Here is a 19,764-nt window from a genome sequence, read left to right on the forward strand (position 1 = left end):
AACCGCGCCTCATCAGTACGCAAAATTTATTCGCAAATCGCTCTTGTTCAATTATGCGGTATTGCCTTAAATGAAATCCATATTAAAGGAGAGTGATCACCGTGAGTACGGACCCTGGAAGTAGACAGATGAATATTACTCGCGGTGGCATTTTCGAGGAGTGCCGCTGCTGAAAGGCGGTATAATATGGTTGAATTTTTCAAAACGGTGGACGGCCGCATCACAGAAGTGAGCGAGTTCACCGAGGGCTGCTGGGTCAACATGGTGCATCCCAGCTCGGACGAGCTGGAGCAGATCGCGCAGGCGGCTCAGGTTGAGGAAGAGTTTGTTCGCGCGGCGCTCGACCCGGAGGAAAGCTCGCGTGTCGATACCGAGGACGAGCAGCTTCTCATGATCGTCGATATCCCGATGGTGGAGAAAAGCTCGGTTGAGGACGGCGGACAGATGTTCACCACCATTCCTATGGGTATTGTCGTGGCGCAGAATGCGGTCATCACGGTTTGTCTGGAGGACAGCATCATCCTGCGCTCCATCGCGGAAGGTGCGGTAAAGGGCGTGCATACCTCGCTCAAGACGCGCTTTGTGTTCCAGATTCTGCTCCGCATTGCAGGTCGATTCCTGAAAAATCTGCGTATGATCGAGCGCGACTTTACCCGCATCGAGAAGCGCCTGTACGACTCCCTCAAAAACGAGGAGCTGATCCAGCTGCTCGGACTGAGTAAATCGCTGGTTTACTTCTCCTCGTCCCTCAAGGGCAACGAGGTTACGATGGAAAAGGTGCTGCGCGGCCGCGTGCTCAAGCTGTATGAGGACGACCGCGACATTCTGGAGGACGCGCTGATCGAGGTCCGTCAGGCCATCGAGATGGCGAATATCTATTCCAACATTATGGCGGGTACGATGGATGCTTATGCTTCCGTCGTTTCCAACAATCTGAATATCATCATGAAGGTTTTGACCATCCTGACCATCATCATGACGATTCCGAATATCGTGTTCGGCTTCTTCGGTATGAATATCGGCGAAGGACAGATACCGGGCGACTGGGTCTGGTGGATGCCGCTGGCCATTACAGTGGTCGGCTGCTTCTTTGCATGGTGGATGCTGAAGAAGAAAAATCTGGACTGATACAAGCTGCGCTTCCGAGAAATACTCGGAGGCGTTCTTTTTTGCCTTCTGTACACATAGGATAAAGTAAAAGCAGGAGGGACAATGCCATGATCGTTTTTGCGGCAAAGGTATCGGTGAGGAAAATTGTAGTGGGCGTGCTGGCGGTCGGCCTGGTGCTGGTCGGCGCGGCAGCACTGCTGCCGAAAACGGCAGAGGCGGATACCGCGGTCAGCGCTGAAGGTGCAGCGCTCAGTGCAAAGCTGAAAACGAACGAGGACCGGGTAGCTCTGCTGACCGCCTGCGGATGGTCGGTGGAGAACGAACCGGTCGGCACACAGGAGGTGCAGATACCCGACACCTTCGACGAGGTATATGAGCAGTACAATGCTATTCAGCAGGCGCAGGGACTGGATCTTACGCCGTATCAGGGCAAACGCGCCACGCTGTATACCTATGCGCTGACCGCCTATCCTACCGGAGAGCAGGGCGTGACCGCCAACCTTTTGGTGCGCAGCAACCGCCTGATCGCAGCGGATATCACATCCGCACAGACGGATGGATTTGTGCATGGCCTGCTGGATATGCCGCAGACCTGACAGTGGTTGACAATGACTTTCGGAAAATGCATAACTGTGCAATTCAACGAAAAAGTTATCATAGGTTTATGGTATCTATTGGTAACTTTCGGGGGATTGCACTTTTTTTGCATTTAGCTATTGTGCAATTTGCGAAAAAGTGTTATCCTTATAAAAGAAATGTATTGGCGGAGGGGACAAAATGCCACAGATGCGATTGGACAAATTGCTGTCCCACCTGAACTGCGGCAGCCGCAAGGAAGTGCAGGCACTCATTCGTGCGGGACGCGTCTCGGTGGACGGCACCGTGCAGAAGGATCCGGCGTTTAAGGTCGATCCCGACCGGTCGCAGACGGCGGTGGATGGCACCGTGCAGCGCTACCGCGCACAGCGGTACTATATGCTCAACAAGCCGATGGGTGTTATCACGGCAAGCCGCGATGAGCGTCACGATACCGTGCTTGAGCTGTTTCCGGCCGAGCTGCGGCGCGGCCTGTTTGCGGTGGGAAGGCTGGACAAGGACACCGAGGGACTGCTGCTCATCACGGACGACGGCGCGCTCAGCCATGCGCTGATGAGTCCGAATCGCCATGTCGAAAAAGAGTACGAGGCGGTCGTGGACGGCGCGCTGGCAGCGGATGCAGTCTCACGCTTCGAGCAGGGCATGACCCTGCGGGACGGCACGGAATGCAAGTCGGCGAAGCTGGAAATCCTCGAGACCGAGCCGGAGCTGCGCGTGCGTGTGACGCTCAAAGAGGGCAAATACCATCAGGTCAAGCGCATGATCGCGGCAGTCGGCGGTACGGTAACGGCGCTCAAACGCCTGCGGCTGGGTGGTCTCTGGCTGGATAAAACACTCGCGCCCGGCGAATTTCGGGAACTGACACAGGAGGAATTGGAAAAACTTACCTCGCAAACTTGAAAAACTTAAAAAATCTACAAATTTTTTTGAGTTTTTTGTACAAAAATGCGCGGACATGTGATATAATGACTTAAAATGTATAGGGAACTTTTGGCGTTCTTGTGAAGAATGTCATAGGCAGAATCACCATTAACGGTGAGAACACCATAAAGAGTAAGCGTTTCGGCGAACGGATGCGGAGTAAAGCGCCGGGGCGCGTGAAAAAGACGGGAAAGGTGATGGAAATGGCTTCGAGATTGTTCCAGTCGATTGTTTTGCAGATGAAGGATACGGTGGATCGTACGATCGGCATTGTTGACGCAAGCGGTGCGGTCGTAGCATGTACCGATCTGCCTCGTATCGGTGAAATGCGGGAGGAAGCAATCACTGAGCTGGGCTTCGCCGGCGAGATCGTTCGTTTCGGCGGTTATACTTATCATACAACGGGCGACCGTGCGTCGCGTCTGGAATACGCTGTATTCGTACAGGGCGAGGACGAACTGGCGCGCAGTATCTGTTCGCTGGTTGCGGTTTCGATCAACAATATCAAGACGCTGTATGACGAAAAGCACGACAAGGCTACCTTCGTAAAGAATATCATTCTGGATAATATCCTGCCGGGCGATATTTATATCAAGTCCCGCGAGCTGCACTTCGGCAACGATGTGCCGCGCGTGGTATTCCTCGTGCGCCAGCAGGCGCCGGCTGATGTTGCCGCGATCGACGTGGTAAACGGCATGTTCCCGGACAAGCAGAAGGATTTCGTGCTGCATATCTCCGAGACGGACATCGTTGTTGTCAAGGAGGTCAAGGCAGGCAGTGAGATCAAGGATCTGGTCAAGCTGGCAGGCTCTATCGAGGAGACGCTGCTCAGCGAGCTGTCGGTCAAGTGCCTGATCGGCATCGGCTCGGTATCCTCTCAGATGAAGGATATCGCAAAGTCTTTCAAGGAGGCTACGACCGCAATCGAGGTCGGTGCGGTATTTGACACCGAGAAGAACATCATCAGCTTCGAGAATCTGGGCATTGGCCGTCTGATCTATCAGCTGCCGATCACGCTGTGTGAGATGTTCCTGTCCGAAGTATTCCGCAAGGGCTCGATCGACTCGCTCGATCAGGAGACGCTGTTCACCATTCAGAAGTTCTTCGAGAACAACCTGAACGTATCCGAGACGTCGCGCAAGCTGTTCGTACACCGCAATACGCTGGTGTACCGCCTTGAGAAGATCAAAAAGCTGACCGGTCTGGACCTGCGTGAGTTCGATCACGCGATCGTATTTAAGGTAGCGCTCATGGTTCGAAAATACCTTGCAAGCCGCGAAGAAGGTACCAGATAATCGCTGTCTGTTCATAAAATCTACACAGAAAAAGCGTAAATTGTGCAATAATGCCACAGTTTGTCGGCTTGCACATAAACATGATATCTGTTATAATAGACAAAGGTGTATATGTTTACACCTTTGTCTTTTTTGTTTGCTGGAAGGCGAAAATGCCCAATCCGGGGCATTCGCACGCCTTCTGCGTTGGCACCGAGGAGGATTGCCTGTGATACGAATGAGTGAAGCCACCGTGGTTTACGAAAACGGGACCCGGGCGGTGAACAAGGCGAGTCTGCGTGTAGACGAGGGAGAATTTGTCTTTCTGGTCGGCGCGTCCGGCTCGGGTAAAACCACGATCATCAAGCTGCTGACCGGTGAGGTTCGGCCGAGCGAAGGCCGCGTTATCGTCAACAACTACGATATCGGCAGAATGAAAAAGCGGCAGATTCCGTATCTGCGCCGTACATTGGGCGTTGTCTATCAGGATTTTCGCCTGATCAACACCAAAACCGTTTACGAGAACGTCGCATTTGCCATGCGCGCCATTGGCGCCAAGGGCAAGGCCATCAAGCAGCGCGTGCCGTATGTGCTCGATCTGGTCGGTCTGGCCGACAAGGCGCACGAGAAGCCGATGAATCTTTCCGGCGGTGAGCAGCAGCGTGTCGCAATCGCGCGTGCGCTGGTCAACAACCCGCGCCTCATCATCGCGGACGAGCCGACCGGCAACCTTGATCCAGCGCGTTCGCTGGAGCTGATGACCCTGTTTGAAAAGATCAACGAGCTTGGTACGACCGTGCTGATCGTAACGCACGAAAAGGGTCTGGTAGACGAATTTGAAAAGCGCGTTGTTGTGATCGACAACGGTGAAGTCATCAGTGATCAGACAGGTGGGTATTATCAGATATGAGATCAATCGCTTACTATTGGAAGGAAGGCCTGCGCAACATTTTTAAGCACGGCTTCATGTCCGTGGCGGCCGTGGTAATCATGGTCGTAAGCCTGCTGCTGACGGGCACGGTTACGCTGGTGGCCTACAACATTACGAATAACATTACGAGACTGCAGCAGTCCAACCAGATCGTAGTCTGGATTGACGATTCGCTCACCACGCGTGAGGCGAAAACGCTGCAGACGCAGTTCGAAAAGATCGACAACATTGCGTCGATCACCTTCGAGGACCGCGATGTCGCGCTTGAACAGTACCGCAAGGAACTGGGCGACGACGCAGACATCCTCGAGGATTACAACGCGGACAACAATCCGCTGCGTAACAGCTATGTGTTTACCCTGAATGATTCCACGCAGGCGGACGCAACGATCAAAGAAATCGAAGCGGTTGACGGGGTTGCAAGCGTACGCGCGGATGAGGATGTTATCCGCAAGCTGATTCAGATTCAGCGCGTGTTCAACATGATCGCGGCGGCGATGATCGTCGGTCTGGCCGTTATCTCGATCTTCATTATCTCCAACACGGTAAAACTGGCTATGTTTGCCCGCCGTGAGGAGATCTCCATCCAGAAGATGGTCGGCGCAACCAACTGGTTTATCCGCTGGCCGTTTGTCATCGAAGGCATGGTGCTCGGTCTGGTTGCCGGCGGACTGGCCTTCCTCGCGGAATGGGGTCTGTACACCGAGCTGTACAACGTGGCAGGTACGGTTTCTCTGTCCTCGTTCCATCTGCTCTCGTTCGACGTGCTGCGCTGGTGGGTGCTGGGCGTGTACGCAGGTGCAGCCGCACTGTTCGGAATCGGCGGCTCGGTAACGAGTATCCGCAAGTTTATGGATGTATAACGACTGCATAAAGGAGCGAATGTTTCAATATGATGAAAAAGAAAACCGTGCGCCTGATTTCCTGCATTATTGCGGGCATCCTGGTCGCAGCGATGGTGTTCTCGATGATTGCCTCCGGTCTGGTTTATGCCGGTGCGGTGAGCAGTAAGGAACTGAAAAGCAAGCTGTCCGATCTGGAGGATCAAAAGGCATCGGTCAAGGCGGAGCTTGACAGTCTGGCAGGTCAGGTGAACGAGGTCGAAAAGACCCGCGCCGCACTGCAGAAGGAGATCAAGCTCACCAAGGAGGAGATTACGACCGTAACGGTGTACATCGACCGCCTGCAGGACCAGATCGACGTCAAGACGACCGAACTGGATGCTGCGATCAAGGCGCTTGACAGCAAGAAGGAGCGTTTTTCTGAGACTGTCCGCACGACGTATGAGCAGGGCGAGACCAGCTATCTGGAGGTCCTGCTGAACGCGTCCAACTTCTCTGATCTGCTCAGCCGTCTGGAGATCGTTTCTGCGATTATGGACGATAATAAGAAGATCGTAGCGGAGTACACCGCCGCGAAGGAGGATATTCAGCAGAAGCGCGACGACCTGCAGCAGACGCAGGACGAGCAGGTACAGTATCAGGAAAACCTGAAGTACAAGGCTGAGGAGCTGAAATCCAGCGAGGAGCAGCAGAAGGCGCTGCAAGAAAGTCTGAAATCCTACCAGAAGGAGCAGAAGGCGGAGTACGAGCGCATCACCAGCGAGATGGACACCGTAAGTAACCAGATCGCAGAGCAGTCCCGCAAGGAAGCTGCGGCGGCAGCAGCGGCTGCTAAGAAGAAGGGCGGCAGTTCGTCCTCGAGCACGACCACCACGACCAGCAGCGGCGCGACCCGTTACAGCGGCACGTTCACCTGGCCGCTGCCGGGTTACACCAATAATTCGAGTGCCTATGGCTGGCGTGTACATCCAATCTTCGGTACCCGCAAGTTCCACAAGGGCGAGGATATTCCGGCACCGACCGGCACACCGATCGTAGCAGCCGCATCCGGCACGGTTACTACCGCAGGCTGGGTTTCCGGCTACGGCAACTATACCGTTATCAATCACGGCGGCGGCGTCATGACGGCTTACGGCCATCAGTCTGCCATCCATGTTTCGGTTGGCCAGACGGTAACCGCCGGTCAGACCATCGGTCTGGTAGGCTCTACCGGCAACTCGACCGGTCCGCATCTGCACTTTGAGGTGTATGTAAACGGTTCGACGCAGAACCCGATGAGTTACTTCAACTAACGCAATTACATAAAAGGGGAGAGTGTAACGCTCTCCCTTTTCTCGTGGAGGAGGACAAACCATGAAAAAACTGCGGGAGAGACAGGTCTCTCTGCGGATAGCGCTGACCATGTGTGCTGCGGCAGGCGCGATAACGGCAGTCATCTGCCTGATTTCCACCGGCTGGAACACCAACGAGGTCGGGAAAAAGCTGCGTGAGATCGACCGGTTGGTGTCGGACAAGTACGTTGGTGAACTGGACGCGGACAATGTTGCGGATTATGCTGCGGCAGGCTACATTACCGGTCTGGGAGACAAGTGGTCGTCGTATATTCCGGCGGAAAACTACGAAGCCTACCGCATGAGCGGTGAGGGCAAGGGCTGCGGCATCGGCGTTTCGGTGACGAGCACCGAGACGAGTATTCGCGTTACGCTCGTGTACGATGATTCGCCTGCGGCGAAGGCCGGCATCGAAAAGGGCGATTACATTCTCGGTACGGGAGATCTGACGACCGAAAAGGACGGTTCGAGTGCGGTTATCAGTGCGATTTCCGGCAAAGAGGGGACCGATGTGACCGTCACGGTCAAGAAGGCGGACGGCTCCGCCAAGGAGCTGACCATGCAGCGTGCCGTTGTCACGCAGAAGATGGCATGGGGCAAAATGCTGAATGATAAAATCGGCTACATCCGCATCGAGAATTTCCATGACGGCTGCGCCGATCAGTTCAAGACGGCGCTGCAGTCGCTGACCGACAGCGGCGCACAGTCGCTTGTCATTGACGTGCGCCACAACGGCGGCGGCCGTGTCAAGGAGATGAGCGCGGCACTCGACCCGCTGCTCGGCGAGGGCACCATTATGACGCTGCGCATGAAAAACGGCTCGGAGACCGTTTATACCTCGGATGCGGACTGCATCGACCTGCCGATTGCGGTGCTCATTGATGACCAGAGCATTTCGGCGGCGGAATTCTTCGCGGCAGCCCTGCAGGAGTACGACCGCGCAACGCTCGTCGGCACGCACACCACCGGCAAGGGACGCGCTCAGCGCACCTACCAGCTGAGCGACGGCTCGGCGGTCAATCTGTCTGTCGAAGAATACTTTACGCCCAAGGGCAAAAGCCTTGCGGATGTCGGCATTGCGCCGGACATTGAGGTGAAGCTGACCGATGAGCAGACGCAGAACTTTTTCTTCCTGACGCCGGAAACCGATCCGCAGCTTCAAAAAGCGATAGAAATTGTGGGATAATCGAGCACTCCGGCAGAAAATCGGACAGAAAATGGTCGAATCGCTTGACATGGCATTGGTGCTTAATTTATAATATAGTGTACTGTACGGCTCGAAAGCCGATGACACTGAGTAAGAAGGGTTTGCAAACATGGCAAAAGAAATTAAACTGACACAGGAAAGTCTGGACGCATATAAGGACGAACTGGAATATCTGAAAACTACCCGTGCGGATGAGGTTGCAGAGCAGCTGAAGGAAGCACGCTCCTTCGGCGATCTGTCCGAGAACGCCGAGTATGATGAAGCCAAGAACGAGCAGGGCAAGCTGTATTCCCGCATTGCCGAGCTTGAGGAGATCATCAAGCACGCAGTCGTTGTAACCGGCGACAGCTACGCTGCAGACGAAGTTTCTCCCGGCTGCCGCTTTATTGTTAAGGATCTCGAGGAGGACGAGGAAGAGGAGTACCACTTCGTCGGCTCTCAGGAGGCCGATCCGATGGACGGTAAGATCTCCGATGAGTCTCCGTTCGGCAAGGCTATGCTGGGTAAGAAGGTCGGCGATGTTGTTGAGGTCGAGGCACCGATCGGCATCGTAAAGTACGAGATCATCAAGATCGAGAAGTAATTCGATTCGTCCTAACGGACGTTAAATGTAAATCTATATGAAAGATGGGGAAGATATGGCAGAACAGCATCAGGCGCAGGATCAGCACGAGCAGACCGCGGAGGAACTGCACGAGCTGAAGCGCATTCGCCGCGAAAAGCTGGCAGAGCTGCAGGCTGCGGGCAAGGACCCGTTCCAGCAGGTGCGCTTTGAGCGCGATCATTATACCACCGATATTCATGAGCATTTTGATGAGCTGGAAGGCAAGACCGTTCGTCTGGCAGGCCGCATGATGTCCAAGCGCATCATGGGCAAGGCTTCCTTCTCGGATATGCGCGACCGCTACGGCCGTCTGCAGCTTTACATCAAGCGCGACAACGTAGGCGAGGACGTATACAAGGGCTACAAGAAGTTCGATATCGGCGATATCATCGGTATCGAGGGCGAGGTATTCCGTACCCAGAAGGGTGAGATTTCGGTTTCCGTAACCGAGCTGACGCTGCTTTCCAAAAACCTTGCACCGTTGCCGGAGAAGTGGCACGGTCTGAAGGATACCGATATGCGTTACCGTCAGCGCTATGTTGACCTGATCGTCAACCCGGAGGTACGCGATACCTTTGAGAAGCGCTCCGCTATCGTGCGCGAGATCCGCAACTTTATGGATTCCCGCGGCTTTATGGAGGTTGAGACCCCGTGTCTGAACACCATTCCGGGCGGTGCTGCGGCTCGTCCGTTCATCACCCATCACAACGCGCTGGATATTGATATGTATCTGCGTATTGCGACCGAGCTGCACCTCAAGCGCCTGATCGTAGGCGGTCTGGAGCGCGTATACGAGATCGGCCGTATTTTCCGCAACGAGGGCATGGATACCAAGCACAATCCGGAGTTCACCACCATCGAGCTGTATCAGGCTTACACCGATTACCACGGCATGATGGATATTACCGAGGACATGGTAATCCACGTCTGCGAAAAGGTTCTGGGCGGCACCAAGGTGATGTACCAGGGCACCGAGATCGACTTCACCAAGGGCTGGAAGCGCATGACGATGGCTGAGGCTGTCAAGGAGTACGCCGGCATCAACTTTATGGCGCTGTCGCCGGAAGAGGCACTGGAGGCCGTTAAGGCCAAGGGCCTCGAGATCGAAAAGGGCAAGGAGAGCTGGGGCGACCTGATGGCACTGTGCTACGACGAGTACGTCGAGGCAAACCTCATGCAGCCGACCTTTATCACCGATTATCCGGTCGAGATCTCTCCGCTGGCAAAGCGCAAGCCGTCCGATCCGCGTCTGACCGAGCGCTTCGAGTGCTTCATTTACGGCCGCGAGCTGTGCAACGCATTCTCCGAGCTGAACGACCCGATCGACCAGAAGGAGCGCTTCGAGCGTCAGGTTGCTCTGCGCGCCGCAGGCGACGAGGAAGCCGGCATGATGGACGAGGATTTCATCAACGCTCTGGAATACGGTATGCCTCCCACGGGCGGCATGGGCATGGGCATCGACCGTCTGGTTATGTTCCTGACCGACGCTGCATCCATTCGTGATGTGCTGTTGTTCCCGACAATGAAGACCCTGGACCCAAAGAAGGCTGAAAACAAAGCCGAAAAAGCAGCGGTAAATGGTTCTGCAGAGGATGCAACCGTGTCCGCGCCAAGCGTACAGATTGATCTTTCCAAGGTGAAAATCGAGCCGTTGTTTGCAGATGATGTAGACTTTGAGACATTCAGCAAGTCTGATTTCAGAGTGGTTAAGATCGAAGCCTGTGAGGCAGTGCCGAAGTCCAAGAAGCTCCTGAAATTCACACTGAATGACGGAACAGACCGGAAACGCACCATTTTAAGCGGTATTCACGAGTATTACGAGCCGGAAGAGCTGGTTGGTAAGACCTGTGTGGCAATCACAAACCTGCCGCCGAGAAAGATGATGGGTATTGATTCCGAGGGTATGCTGATTTCCGCAGTGTACGAGTATGACGGACGGGAAGGCTTAAATCTTTTGATGCTGGATGACAGTATTCCGGCAGGAGCAAAGCTGTACTAAAGAGGTCATTTACTACAAAAAATCGCGTTACTACAACTTTTCTACAACTTTTGCGCGAGACCCTACGAAACCGGATGAAGCAATATGAAAGGCGGATCTGCTTATAAAATGCAGATTCGCCTTTCTTTTTACATCAGCTTCATGTTCACACTAATGTTTTTTGCCTTCTCCTGCATATTCTCTTGTGTAATATGGGTGTAGATGTCCATTGTAGTAGAGAAATCGGCATGCCCCATGACTTGCTGAATGAATTTAACATCGTTGGTGCTTTCGCAGAGCCGGGTACAGAAGGTGTGCCGCAAGTTGTGAACACTAAAATGAGGGAGCAGATCCGGTTCACGGTCTTCCAGTTCAGCCTGATCCATTTCCTCCATGTTGTAAGTTACGCTGATTCTCTCAATCGCCCGATTGATATTGTGGGCGCTCATGAATGAGCCGGTTCGGTTGCGGAAAACAAAACCGTGAACTCCTCCTAACACCAGTTGATCGTCTGGATACAATGCGTCGATGGTTTCAATCTGGAGGCGAAGCTGCTCGGCCACCTCTGGATAGAGGATAGGGATAATTCGTGTACCGCTCTCAGTTTTGGGAGTGGTAATGTGAAATCCGGCTTTTCCGTCAATGACCCGGTAGATTAAGTTGTGGTTGACCGAGATTGTGTTTTCGCTCAAGTTAATATCGCTTTTGGTAATGCCGGTACATTCTGCTACACGCATTCCTGTTCCAAGGAGCACAGTCATGATGGGGAGCCAATGGCTGTATGTAGGGGACTTGGCAATAAAACGCAGGAAATTCTGCTGTTGCGTTTTAGTGAGTGCGATCCGCCGTTTAGGCTTTGGAGCGCTGCCATCCGTCTTGAGCTTGCGGTAAATGCCCTTGCTGGGATTTTTGCGGATGTAATCGTCGTCCACGGCCATTTCAAGCGTAGGGTGAACAATGGTGTTGATGCTCTCCAGTGAGTTGATAGCAAAGCCGTGTTTCAGCAGTTTGGTATAAAACGCGAGAATATCACTTCTGTGGATTTGTGGCAGAGGCATGTTAGCGAAAGGCTCTTCTTTCACATAGAAGTCCCACAGGTAAAGATAATTTGCTCTGGTAGAGGGCTTCAGTTTGATGTTGTTATTCATGTAGACCTTGAACATATCATTCAGGGTAAGCTTCATGGCTTCCTGAGTACGGATGCCATCATCCTTATCTTTGTTGATCTGCTTTTCTTTGACACGAAGACTTGCGAGATCGGAGTCGTAAAGATATTTCTTTTTAGTGCCTAATTTGTAGACATACATATAGCTGCCATCTGCCCGTTGTGTTTCTCCAGGCCGAAGATTTCGTCCTTTGTTGTCTTTTCTCACTTTTGCCATTACTGGTACCTCCTGATTATAAAAGTGTAGTGCGCCTTACTGGCATGGTTATTTAGCCGGAAATATCATAAAGATATTCTTTGATACGCTGGACACTCCATAGGACACGGGTGTTCATGGTAATGCGTGCATTGGCAAGATCCCCAATCTGTACTGCAGTGTGCCTTCCACAGCACAACAGTTTGCAAAGGGTATCGGTATCAACAGCCAAGCACTGCTCCGGCGGTAGGTCATTCGGTTTTCTTTTCTCCATAATCGTCCTCCTTTTTTCGATTACAATGATCCCTTACGATTTGTAGAAGAAGGTTTTCAACAAAAACAATGAAAACGGTCTTGAGGTCAGGAGGTATTGAAATAACAAAAGAACTCTAATGGGGCCATTTCCTACGCCAGAACGGTTCTGCCGTGTATTTCAGGCTGCTGCTGTGCAGCACTTCGATTATGGGCGCGCTTCTGTGGTCATCGCACACTGTCCAGAATTCCTGTATAACTCCCCATAGAGGTTATGAACTTGTCAAGGTACTAAAAGAGTGTAGGGATCATCCGGTATTACCAAATGATCCGATACATCCTATAAATAGGCAGGGAAGAAAGAACTTCTGCAAAGAGGAAAGAAAATTTAAAGAAAATCCAAAAATCAATATATAGAATATTTGAATTGACAAGCACTATATATTGTGTTAGAATTGCAATGTAATTGATTTTTGTGCGTTGCCCGTCAGGGTACACAGGCTTTAGGGCTTGTGTTGCGGAGTAATGACTGCATTGCACACGCTGTTAATTTTGTACTTGTGTCAGTAGTATCACTGCGCCTTTTCAGGCCGGTATATTGCTGGCTTTTTTTATTTTATGGGATTTACCCACCATTGCGAGAATGACATCGGTTCATAGGCAACTATGGGCGCCAGGCTTTATGCCGTCTGTCATTCTCGCTTTTTTATTGCCTGTAAGCCTGAAAGGGCTTTAAGGATAAATCAAAACTGAGAAAGGCAGGTCATGTACATGAATGTGAAGCAGAAAAGAAAGCAGAATGGTCGGCGGGTCAAGCCGGCACATTCCACGGACTGGAAGATGAAGAGACAGGCAGTATCTTCGCTCCGGCCCCGAAATGTTGCACCAATGGCGAGGGCAGTTATTTTGCCCCGAAGATCACGAAGGGGGATTTGATATGTCCGGCAGCAATAGTGCTGAACGAAAGCGGCATGAACCGCTGGTGCTGGTAGAAACGGCAGATATTTCAGAAGAAGACTGGCTGGATTACCGGCGCCGTGGAATCGGCGGCAGCGATGTATCGGCGATCTTTGGCACTTCTCCATTCCGGACAGCCAGGGATCTGTACTACGACAAACTGAACATAGCGTCAGTGGAAGATGATGAGGGCAACTGGGTTGCCATGGAAATGGGGCATTTGCTGGAGCCTCTGGTAGCAAAGATATTCGAGCGGAAAACCGGATATCGGGTCTACCAAATCAAAAAGATGTTCCAGCACCCACAGTATCCTTGGATGCTGGCTGATGTGGACTACTTTGTGGAACTGCCGGATGGCACCACAGCGATCCTTGAGATCAAGACCACAAACTATAATGCCAGAGATAACTGGTGGATGAATGGGAAGGAGACTGTTCCAGTCTACTATGAATCTCAGGGGCGTCATTATATGGCAGTAACGGATCTTGACCGATGTTTCTTTTGCTGCCTGTATGGTAACAACGAGGAGGAAGTTATTATCCGGGAGGTCAAGCGTGATTTCGAGTATGAGGCTGAGATGGTCTTTTTGGAGCAGTATTTCTGGGAAAACCATGTGCAGCGCCATGTGCCGCCGCCCTATACAGAAAGTGGGGCCTTGATTATTGAGAGCGCACGCAAACACTTTGGCCCGGCAGATAAAAATGCCCCGGCCGTTGCACTCGACCTGGATATGACTGCAAAACTCATGCAGTATTTGCGGCTTCTGGATGAAAAGAAAAATGCAGAGGTGTACTCCAAAGAAATCGACAAGGATATTCAGCGTCTGAAGGCGCTGTTGATTGCGGAAATGGGTACCAGCTGTACTGCAGTCTGTGAGCAGGAGGGAGTGAACTATACGGTTACCTATACCCCTGTTCGCAAGTCCATCATCGACAAGGATAACCTGCTTCGGTTGAAACTGGAGCATCCGGATATTTACGAACAGTTTGTTACAGTATCCGAATCCAGACGGTTCAGTGTTAGAGCCTCGATTATGGAGGCCGCTTAGTGAGGTGAAAAAGGATGAATTGTATTGGTACCTACGACGGGACGATTTTTTATAATCCTGCCAATAAGTTTTGTATCGTCAGTGTAAAAACCGCAGACCAGAGCGTGCCAGCTGAGGCCAGGTCAAACAGGCGGTACAAAGACCATTTGATCCGCTTTACAGCTGTGGGGTATGAGATTCCACGGACAGATGCGGTAGAGTTGGAACTGGATGGGGAATGGGCAAAAGGCAAGTATGGTGTCCAGCTCCAGGTGGAGCAGTGGCGTGAAATTGTGCCCAGAACAAAAAACGGCGTAGAGGGCTATCTTGCCTCCGGGCTTATCAAAGGGATTGGTCCCAAAACCGCCGCAGACATTGTGGAGCGGTTCGGTGTGGACACACTGGATATTCTGGAACACCAGCCGGAGCGGCTGTTGGAGATCCGGGGCATTACGGAAAATAAATTGGAGGACATCAAAGCTTCTTATGCAGAAAACCGTATGCTCCAAGGAATTATGACCTTGCTGGCACCGTTTAAGATTACTCCCAAGACGGCATTGAAAATATATCAATATTTCGGCCCGACCAGCGTAGAGATTTTGGAAAAGAGCCCATTTGAGCTTTGCCAGATCTCCGGCTTTGGATTTCGGCGGGTAGATGCAATCGTACAAAAGAGCGGGGGCAATCTCCATGACCCTATGCGTATCAAAGGGGCTGTCTTTTGTGCGCTGGATGAGGGCAAGAGTAAACGAGGCCATCTGTACATCAGTTCTGAAGAACTGGAGAAATCAGCGCTGAAACTGCTCAATGAGAAGATACCTGTACCGGAGCTTCGCCTGCATCAGCAGGAAGTCAGGGATATGATGCAGGAAATGATCCTGAATGGAGCAATCGTTTCCGTGAAGGATAATATCTATCTTCCCAGAGTGTTTGCCCAAGAGGACGAAACGGCGCGCCGGATCGCCCAGCGTCTGGTCGCCCAGATGCCAGTAGAGCATATTGCGCCGGTACTGGAACAGGTCAAGGTTGAAATGGGACTGCGCTTGTCTGCACAGCAGGAGGCTGCGGTCTATGCAGCATTTAGGCATGGCTTGTCAGTGATTACGGGTTCTCCTGGTACTGGTAAAACAACAGTGCTGCGGACGATACTTGAGGTTTACCGGCGGCTGTACCCTGATGGCAAAATTGCTCTTATGGCACCTACCGGTCGGGCAAGCCGCAGGATGTCGGAGAGTACCGGCTTTGAGGATGCCCGAACATTACACAGTGGTCTGGGACTGACCAGTGAAGAGGATGAGGGTAGCCGGAACAGAAAGTCAGAGCCACTGTCGGCCGATTTAATCATTGTGGATGAGTTTTCCATGGTGGATATGTGGCTTGCTGAGAAATTTTTTGAACGCATGAAGATAAATGCCAGAATCGTGCTGGTAGGCGACCCAGATCAGCTTCCGAGCGTAGGAGCCGGAAATGTGTTTCGTGAAATCATCGAAACCAAAATCGTCCCAGTAACGGTGCTGGATCAGATTTTCCGTCAGTCGAAGGATAGTCTGATTGCCTATAATGCCAAATTTATCAACGAGGGCAATACCAAACTGTTTTACGGACCGGACTTTGTTTTCGTGTCTGGTGATAGTCAGGAAGACACCGCTGAAAAGATTACAGAACGGTATTGTTTGGAGATACAGGAGAGTGGCATTGAGAATGTGCAGATTCTTTCACCTTTCCGTTCAGAAGGCGCCGCGTCGTCGGAACAGCTGAATGAGACCATTCGTGAATTGGTCAACCCATTCCGCTCTGCGGAGGAGGAAATCAAGTTTGGCCCCAAGATATTCCGGATCAATGACCGCATCATGCAGACCAAGAACACAGAAAAGGTATCTAATGGTGATTTGGGTTTCATCCGGTATATTAAGGACACTGACCAGGGCAAAAAGATCGGCATGGATTTTGGTGCTGGCAGGACGCTGGAATATGGCGTAGATGATTTGAGCAATGTGGATCTGGCTTATGCTACTACGATCCACAAGGCTATGGGCTCTGAGTATGAAACAGTCATTATGCCGCTGCTCAAAGCGCACACTATCATGATGTATCGTAATCTGCTCTACACTGGAATCACGCGCGCTAAAAAGCGGGTGGTGCTGATTGGGCAGAAACAGGTATTGTTTATGGCAATCCATCGTAATGAGATTGGAAAGCGAAATACGCTGCTGGGTATGCGTATCCAGATGTATTTCAAAGCCTACGCAAAGAAAGCCGGTATCCCCATTCCAGCTGCATTGGAAGAACAATTGAAGAACGCAAGTTAAAAAAGAGAGGTCAGATGCAGAAATAGCACTTGGCGTCTCCTATTTTTATGTCAGAAAGGAGTTTCCAACATGAACGAAAAAAGTAATCCGATGCCTATGATGTACAAAACAATTCCGGCAGTGGCAGAACTGAACAAGGTGCCGGGCTTTGACCCGCTCAAATTTCTGCGCCATAAGGTGTCCAGAAAGACAAATGAGGAAATGCTGCAGTTGGAATTGCCTTATCAGAAACTGTGGTTCCGTCTGCGCCACCCCCAGGGCCGCATGAAACTGACTACCCTGCGGATCACGGAACAGCTTGCGATTATGGAGGCCAGAGTCTATCTGGACCGCAGTGATGCAGAGCCCATTAGCAGTTACATCTCGCAGCACAGTGCGGAAGAAGGTACCGACTATGTGCAGGCTGCCCAGGATGAGGCATTGAGTGCTGCGCTGTCGGATGCCGGTTTTGGTCTGCAGTTTGCCGATGTTGCTGTTGACAGTACGGGCAAGGTGTTTGGAAGCAGTATTCCGCTTTCCGGGACAGCTCATATCCAGCAACCGATGCCAAATGCGGCGCAGAGGCCCGTAGAAGCCCCTGGAGCGGCGCTGCGGCAATCTGGTGGGGAAGTTCATGCCCAGCTGGAGAGAACGCCTCAGAACGCCGTAGAGCGCCGTAATGCGCCTGCTCGTCCGGCGCCTATTCAGAAACCTGCGGCAAAGCCGGTTCAGAATGAACAGTCCCCGGTTTCTCCGGTACAGCCCACTGTCCAGCAGATGGCTGCAGAAGAGAAGGAGAATATGGATACACTGCCTGCCGGCAAGGTAGAGGAGAATGCTCCCAATATGGAGCTGCCGGTACCGAGCCGCGAGGTTACATTGGATAGCAGTCCAAAACAGGATGATGCGTCTGAGCAGCCGGCCGCCTCCGTATTCCAATCGGATGAACCGGAAGAACTGCCTGTGGCGCCTGTTGTCCAACAGGAAGCACCCGATCAGCCTGTGGCGCCTTCTTATACGGAGAGCACTCCGGTAGAAGACATCTTGAAGGTAATGACCTTTGAAGAAGCGCAGAATGTGGTGGTGGATAGCGGTCTGAGCAAAGGAAAGACCATGGCAACAGTTGCCAAGGAGCGTCCGGTGAGTCTGAAATTCTACCTCACCCCAGGCAACAAGAGCACCAACAATATCGTTCGTGCTGCGGCGCAGATCATGCTCGATGGTATGGCCGCACAGAAAGCCGGATGATAAGCAGCCCCATCTATGGGGCCAAGAAGGGAGGGAGAACAGATGGACTCATATCCAGGAGATTTTCCGTTCGGTATTATGGATGTAGTGGAACTTCTACATCTACGAATCAGACGCCGACAGGCAAACAGTGTATATGTGGATTGCCCGTTTTGTGGTGACCGCCGCGGCAAGATGAATGTGAATTTCGTCAAAAATGTCTGGCGGTGCAATTATTGTGATGAGCATGGCGGTATGCTTGCGCTTTATGCGCGGCTAAACAATACGACTACATCCGATGCGTATTGGGAGATAGGAGAAGCCCTGTGCAACGATTTTCACAGGGAACGGCCGAACTCTGGATATGAGATGGCAGGAAACCAGCAGGCTGGCACTGGGTCCCCGGTTTCGGGGACTCAGACCGACCTTGCCGGATATGAGAGGAGGGGCGAACTAAAAACAGTGCAGCAAGCAGAACGGGCCAGCGGACAGGAAATTCATCAAACGCTTTCGCTGCTGCTCGCTATGCTGCCTCTTCAGCCTGCCCACCGCAACCATCTGCACTCCCCAAAACGGGGACTGTCGGATGAACAGATCGACCGGATTGGGTTCAAGAGCACTCCACCCCCTTTCCTTTGCCGCTCCATTACCGAGCGGCTGATGAAACAGGGATGCAAGGTGGAGGGGGTGCCCGGCTTTTATCTGGATGACAGCGGGCGCTGGACCATGAACTTCTACCGAAAAAACGCAGGGATTTTGATTCCAGCTGTGGGATACGACGGTATGATACATGGCCTGCAGATACTTTTGGATAGTCCGCTCAAGCAAAAAGATGATCCACCGGATAAGTCAGGAGCCAAATACATCTGGTTTTCGTCCTCGTCCAAAAATATGGGTGTCACATCCGGGAGCCCGGTACATTTTATCGGCAATCCATCTGCTCGGGTGGTCTATGTCATTGAGGGACTGCTGAAAGCAGACATCTCACACTGCCTGACAAACCGGACTTTTGCGGCGATTGCCGGCGCAAACAACACCAGCCAGTTGGATACGCTGTTTGCACTGTTGGCACAGAATGGCACTGAGGAGATCATTGAGGCTCATGATATGGATAAGTACAGTAACCAAATGACCTCTAATGGGGCATCTAAGATCTATCTGATGGCCCGAAAAAATGGAATGGCATGTCGTCGGCTGACCTGGAATCCGAATTATAAAGGGTTTGATGATTGGCAGCTTGCCCTTCGGGAGAAAGAACAGAGGGAAAAGGAGGTGCAGAGAATGAATTTTAAGCAGCAATATCTGTGCGGTAAGTGTGATTTTACTTATATAGATGGCTGCGTCGAGCTTTGGCACACCAGAGCGGAGAAAGATTTGGACCTGACAGAGTATCTGGGGCTGACAAAGGAAGAGTATCAGATATTTCTTGCTCAGGGCAATCAGGTGCTGAAGGATCTTCTGGACAGCCAGAGAGTTTTCCGGAGGTTTTGCATTTACCAGCTTTGCCTGGGTGAGACACAGACGGTACCTTTCGCGTTCAAGCAACTGGATGCACTGCGTAAGGCTGGATATGAACAGCCGCCTGCTGCCGCCTATCAGACGGTATGGAGCGCAGAGGTCTGTTGCCCAAAGGGGCAGAATGACATGGAAGTGCTGGGGCGCCTGTTCCTGGACTTTAATGAGCATTTGCCGGAAGATTACAGAGGCCGTCCGTTGGCTCCATCTGATGTGGTGGAACTGGACTGCCAAGGCAAACGCACATACTTCTATGTGAATGACTGCCGGGATTTTGCGCCGGTACGCTTCTCCCCATTCTTGTGTAAAAGACTTCCGGAGCCTGCTCAAAAACAGGAATGA

At 52.1% G+C, this 19,764-nt stretch carries 16 protein-coding genes; 14 read left to right on the top strand and 2 right to left on the bottom strand.

Features of this window, described 5'->3' with window-relative positions; all coding sequences use genetic code 11:
* Positions 1 to 186: 186 nt before the first annotated feature.
* The 10 genes from DW724_RS00295 to lysS all read left to right on the top strand — a co-directional run bounded on the left by DW724_RS00295 (position 187) and on the right by lysS (position 10,816).
* Entirely contained in the window at positions 187 to 1,128 is a 942-nt protein-coding gene (locus DW724_RS00295) for a magnesium transporter CorA family protein (RefSeq protein WP_110436341.1), read from the top strand.
* A gap of 89 nt (positions 1,129 to 1,217) precedes the next feature.
* The gene (locus tag DW724_RS00300; RefSeq protein ID WP_118728977.1) at positions 1,218 to 1,706 is read left to right on the top strand and encodes a DUF4830 domain-containing protein; all 489 of its coding nucleotides are present in this window, start codon (positions 1,218 to 1,220) and stop codon (positions 1,704 to 1,706) included.
* Between the two features lie 181 nt (positions 1,707 to 1,887).
* The gene (locus DW724_RS00305; RefSeq protein WP_118760313.1) at positions 1,888 to 2,607 is read left to right on the top strand and encodes a pseudouridine synthase; all 720 of its coding nucleotides are present in this window, start codon (positions 1,888 to 1,890) and stop codon (positions 2,605 to 2,607) included.
* Between the two features lie 224 nt (positions 2,608 to 2,831).
* A complete protein-coding gene (locus DW724_RS00310) occupies positions 2,832 to 3,923 on the top strand; it encodes a PucR family transcriptional regulator (RefSeq protein ID WP_117554966.1) in 1,092 nt (363 codons plus the stop codon).
* Positions 3,924 to 4,131: 208 nt separating this feature from the next.
* Positions 4,132 to 4,812: a cell division ATP-binding protein FtsE gene (gene ftsE / locus DW724_RS00315; RefSeq protein ID WP_110436343.1), complete on the top strand. Its 681-nt coding sequence runs from the start codon at positions 4,132 to 4,134 to the stop codon at positions 4,810 to 4,812.
* Positions 4,809 to 5,696 carry a permease-like cell division protein FtsX gene (gene ftsX, locus DW724_RS00320; protein WP_118760314.1) on the top strand — a complete coding sequence of 296 codons (888 nt, stop codon included), beginning with the start codon at positions 4,809 to 4,811 and terminating at the stop codon, positions 5,694 to 5,696. The genes ftsE and ftsX overlap by 4 nt, the downstream gene beginning before the upstream one ends.
* Before the next feature lie 29 nt (positions 5,697 to 5,725).
* A complete protein-coding gene (locus DW724_RS00325; RefSeq protein WP_118760315.1) occupies positions 5,726 to 6,967 on the top strand; it encodes a murein hydrolase activator EnvC family protein in 1,242 nt (413 codons plus the stop codon).
* A 61-nt stretch (positions 6,968 to 7,028) separates the two neighbouring features.
* The gene (locus DW724_RS00330) at positions 7,029 to 8,192 is read left to right on the top strand and encodes a S41 family peptidase (RefSeq protein ID WP_118760316.1); all 1,164 of its coding nucleotides are present in this window, start codon (positions 7,029 to 7,031) and stop codon (positions 8,190 to 8,192) included.
* 130 nt (positions 8,193 to 8,322) lie between these two features.
* Positions 8,323 to 8,796, top strand: coding sequence for a transcription elongation factor GreA (greA, locus tag DW724_RS00335; protein WP_117489347.1), 474 nt, complete (start codon positions 8,323 to 8,325; stop codon positions 8,794 to 8,796).
* Positions 8,797 to 8,851: 55 nt separating this feature from the next.
* The gene (gene lysS, locus DW724_RS00340) at positions 8,852 to 10,816 is read left to right on the top strand and encodes a lysine--tRNA ligase (RefSeq protein WP_118760317.1); all 1,965 of its coding nucleotides are present in this window, start codon (positions 8,852 to 8,854) and stop codon (positions 10,814 to 10,816) included.
* Between the two features lie 128 nt (positions 10,817 to 10,944).
* On the opposite strand, the gene DW724_RS00345 is transcribed toward lysS, so the two are convergent.
* Positions 10,945 to 12,177 (bottom strand): site-specific integrase, encoded by a 1,233-nt coding sequence (locus DW724_RS00345; RefSeq protein ID WP_006874387.1) that lies wholly within the window; start codon positions 12,175 to 12,177, stop codon positions 10,945 to 10,947.
* Between the two features lie 52 nt (positions 12,178 to 12,229).
* The gene (locus DW724_RS00350; protein ID WP_003501914.1) at positions 12,230 to 12,430 is read right to left on the bottom strand and encodes a hypothetical protein; all 201 of its coding nucleotides are present in this window, start codon (positions 12,428 to 12,430) and stop codon (positions 12,230 to 12,232) included.
* Between the two features lie 915 nt (positions 12,431 to 13,345).
* Between DW724_RS00350 and DW724_RS00355 the strand changes: the two genes are divergently transcribed.
* The 4 genes from DW724_RS00355 (at position 13,346) to DW724_RS00370 (ending at position 19,764) form a co-directional block, all read left to right on the top strand.
* Positions 13,346 to 14,413, top strand: a complete 1,068-nt coding sequence (locus tag DW724_RS00355) for a YqaJ viral recombinase family nuclease (protein ID WP_118668484.1) — start codon at positions 13,346 to 13,348, stop codon at positions 14,411 to 14,413.
* Between the two features lie 14 nt (positions 14,414 to 14,427).
* Positions 14,428 to 16,701, top strand: a complete 2,274-nt coding sequence (gene recD2, locus DW724_RS00360; protein WP_118668485.1) for an SF1B family DNA helicase RecD2 — start codon at positions 14,428 to 14,430, stop codon at positions 16,699 to 16,701.
* A gap of 69 nt (positions 16,702 to 16,770) precedes the next feature.
* A complete protein-coding gene (locus DW724_RS00365) occupies positions 16,771 to 17,928 on the top strand; it encodes a hypothetical protein (protein WP_118668486.1) in 1,158 nt (385 codons plus the stop codon).
* A gap of 42 nt (positions 17,929 to 17,970) precedes the next feature.
* Entirely contained in the window at positions 17,971 to 19,764 is a 1,794-nt protein-coding gene (locus DW724_RS00370; RefSeq protein ID WP_118668487.1) for a YodL domain-containing protein, read from the top strand.

Origin of the sequence: Butyricicoccus sp. AM27-36, from assembly GCF_003480945.1 — a bacterium.
Classification (GTDB): domain Bacteria; phylum Bacillota; class Clostridia; order Oscillospirales; family Butyricicoccaceae; genus Agathobaculum; species Agathobaculum butyriciproducens.

Bases quoted from the DNA above. Each gene is read 5' to 3' on its own strand.
- DW724_RS00370 (WP_118668487.1), top strand. From the start codon at position 17,971: ATGGACTCATATCCAGGAGATTTTCCGTTCGGTATTATGGATGTAGTG.
- DW724_RS00305 (WP_118760313.1), top strand. From the start codon at position 1,888: ATGCCACAGATGCGATTGGACAAATTGCTGTCCCACCTGAACTGCGGC.
- lysS (WP_118760317.1), top strand. From the start codon at position 8,852: ATGGCAGAACAGCATCAGGCGCAGGATCAGCACGAGCAGACCGCGGAG.
- DW724_RS00300 (WP_118728977.1), top strand. From the start codon at position 1,218: ATGATCGTTTTTGCGGCAAAGGTATCGGTGAGGAAAATTGTAGTGGGC.
- DW724_RS00365 (WP_118668486.1), top strand. From the start codon at position 16,771: ATGAACGAAAAAAGTAATCCGATGCCTATGATGTACAAAACAATTCCG.
- DW724_RS00345 (WP_006874387.1), bottom strand. From the start codon at position 12,177: ATGGCAAAAGTGAGAAAAGACAACAAAGGACGAAATCTTCGGCCTGGA.
- greA (WP_117489347.1), top strand. From the start codon at position 8,323: ATGGCAAAAGAAATTAAACTGACACAGGAAAGTCTGGACGCATATAAG.
- DW724_RS00325 (WP_118760315.1), top strand. From the start codon at position 5,726: ATGATGAAAAAGAAAACCGTGCGCCTGATTTCCTGCATTATTGCGGGC.
- DW724_RS00330 (WP_118760316.1), top strand. From the start codon at position 7,029: ATGAAAAAACTGCGGGAGAGACAGGTCTCTCTGCGGATAGCGCTGACC.
- DW724_RS00295 (WP_110436341.1), top strand. From the start codon at position 187: ATGGTTGAATTTTTCAAAACGGTGGACGGCCGCATCACAGAAGTGAGC.
- recD2 (WP_118668485.1), top strand. From the start codon at position 14,428: ATGAATTGTATTGGTACCTACGACGGGACGATTTTTTATAATCCTGCC.
- DW724_RS00350 (WP_003501914.1), bottom strand. From the start codon at position 12,430: ATGGAGAAAAGAAAACCGAATGACCTACCGCCGGAGCAGTGCTTGGCT.
- DW724_RS00355 (WP_118668484.1), top strand. From the start codon at position 13,346: ATGTCCGGCAGCAATAGTGCTGAACGAAAGCGGCATGAACCGCTGGTG.
- DW724_RS00310 (WP_117554966.1), top strand. From the start codon at position 2,832: ATGGCTTCGAGATTGTTCCAGTCGATTGTTTTGCAGATGAAGGATACG.
- ftsX (WP_118760314.1), top strand. From the start codon at position 4,809: ATGAGATCAATCGCTTACTATTGGAAGGAAGGCCTGCGCAACATTTTT.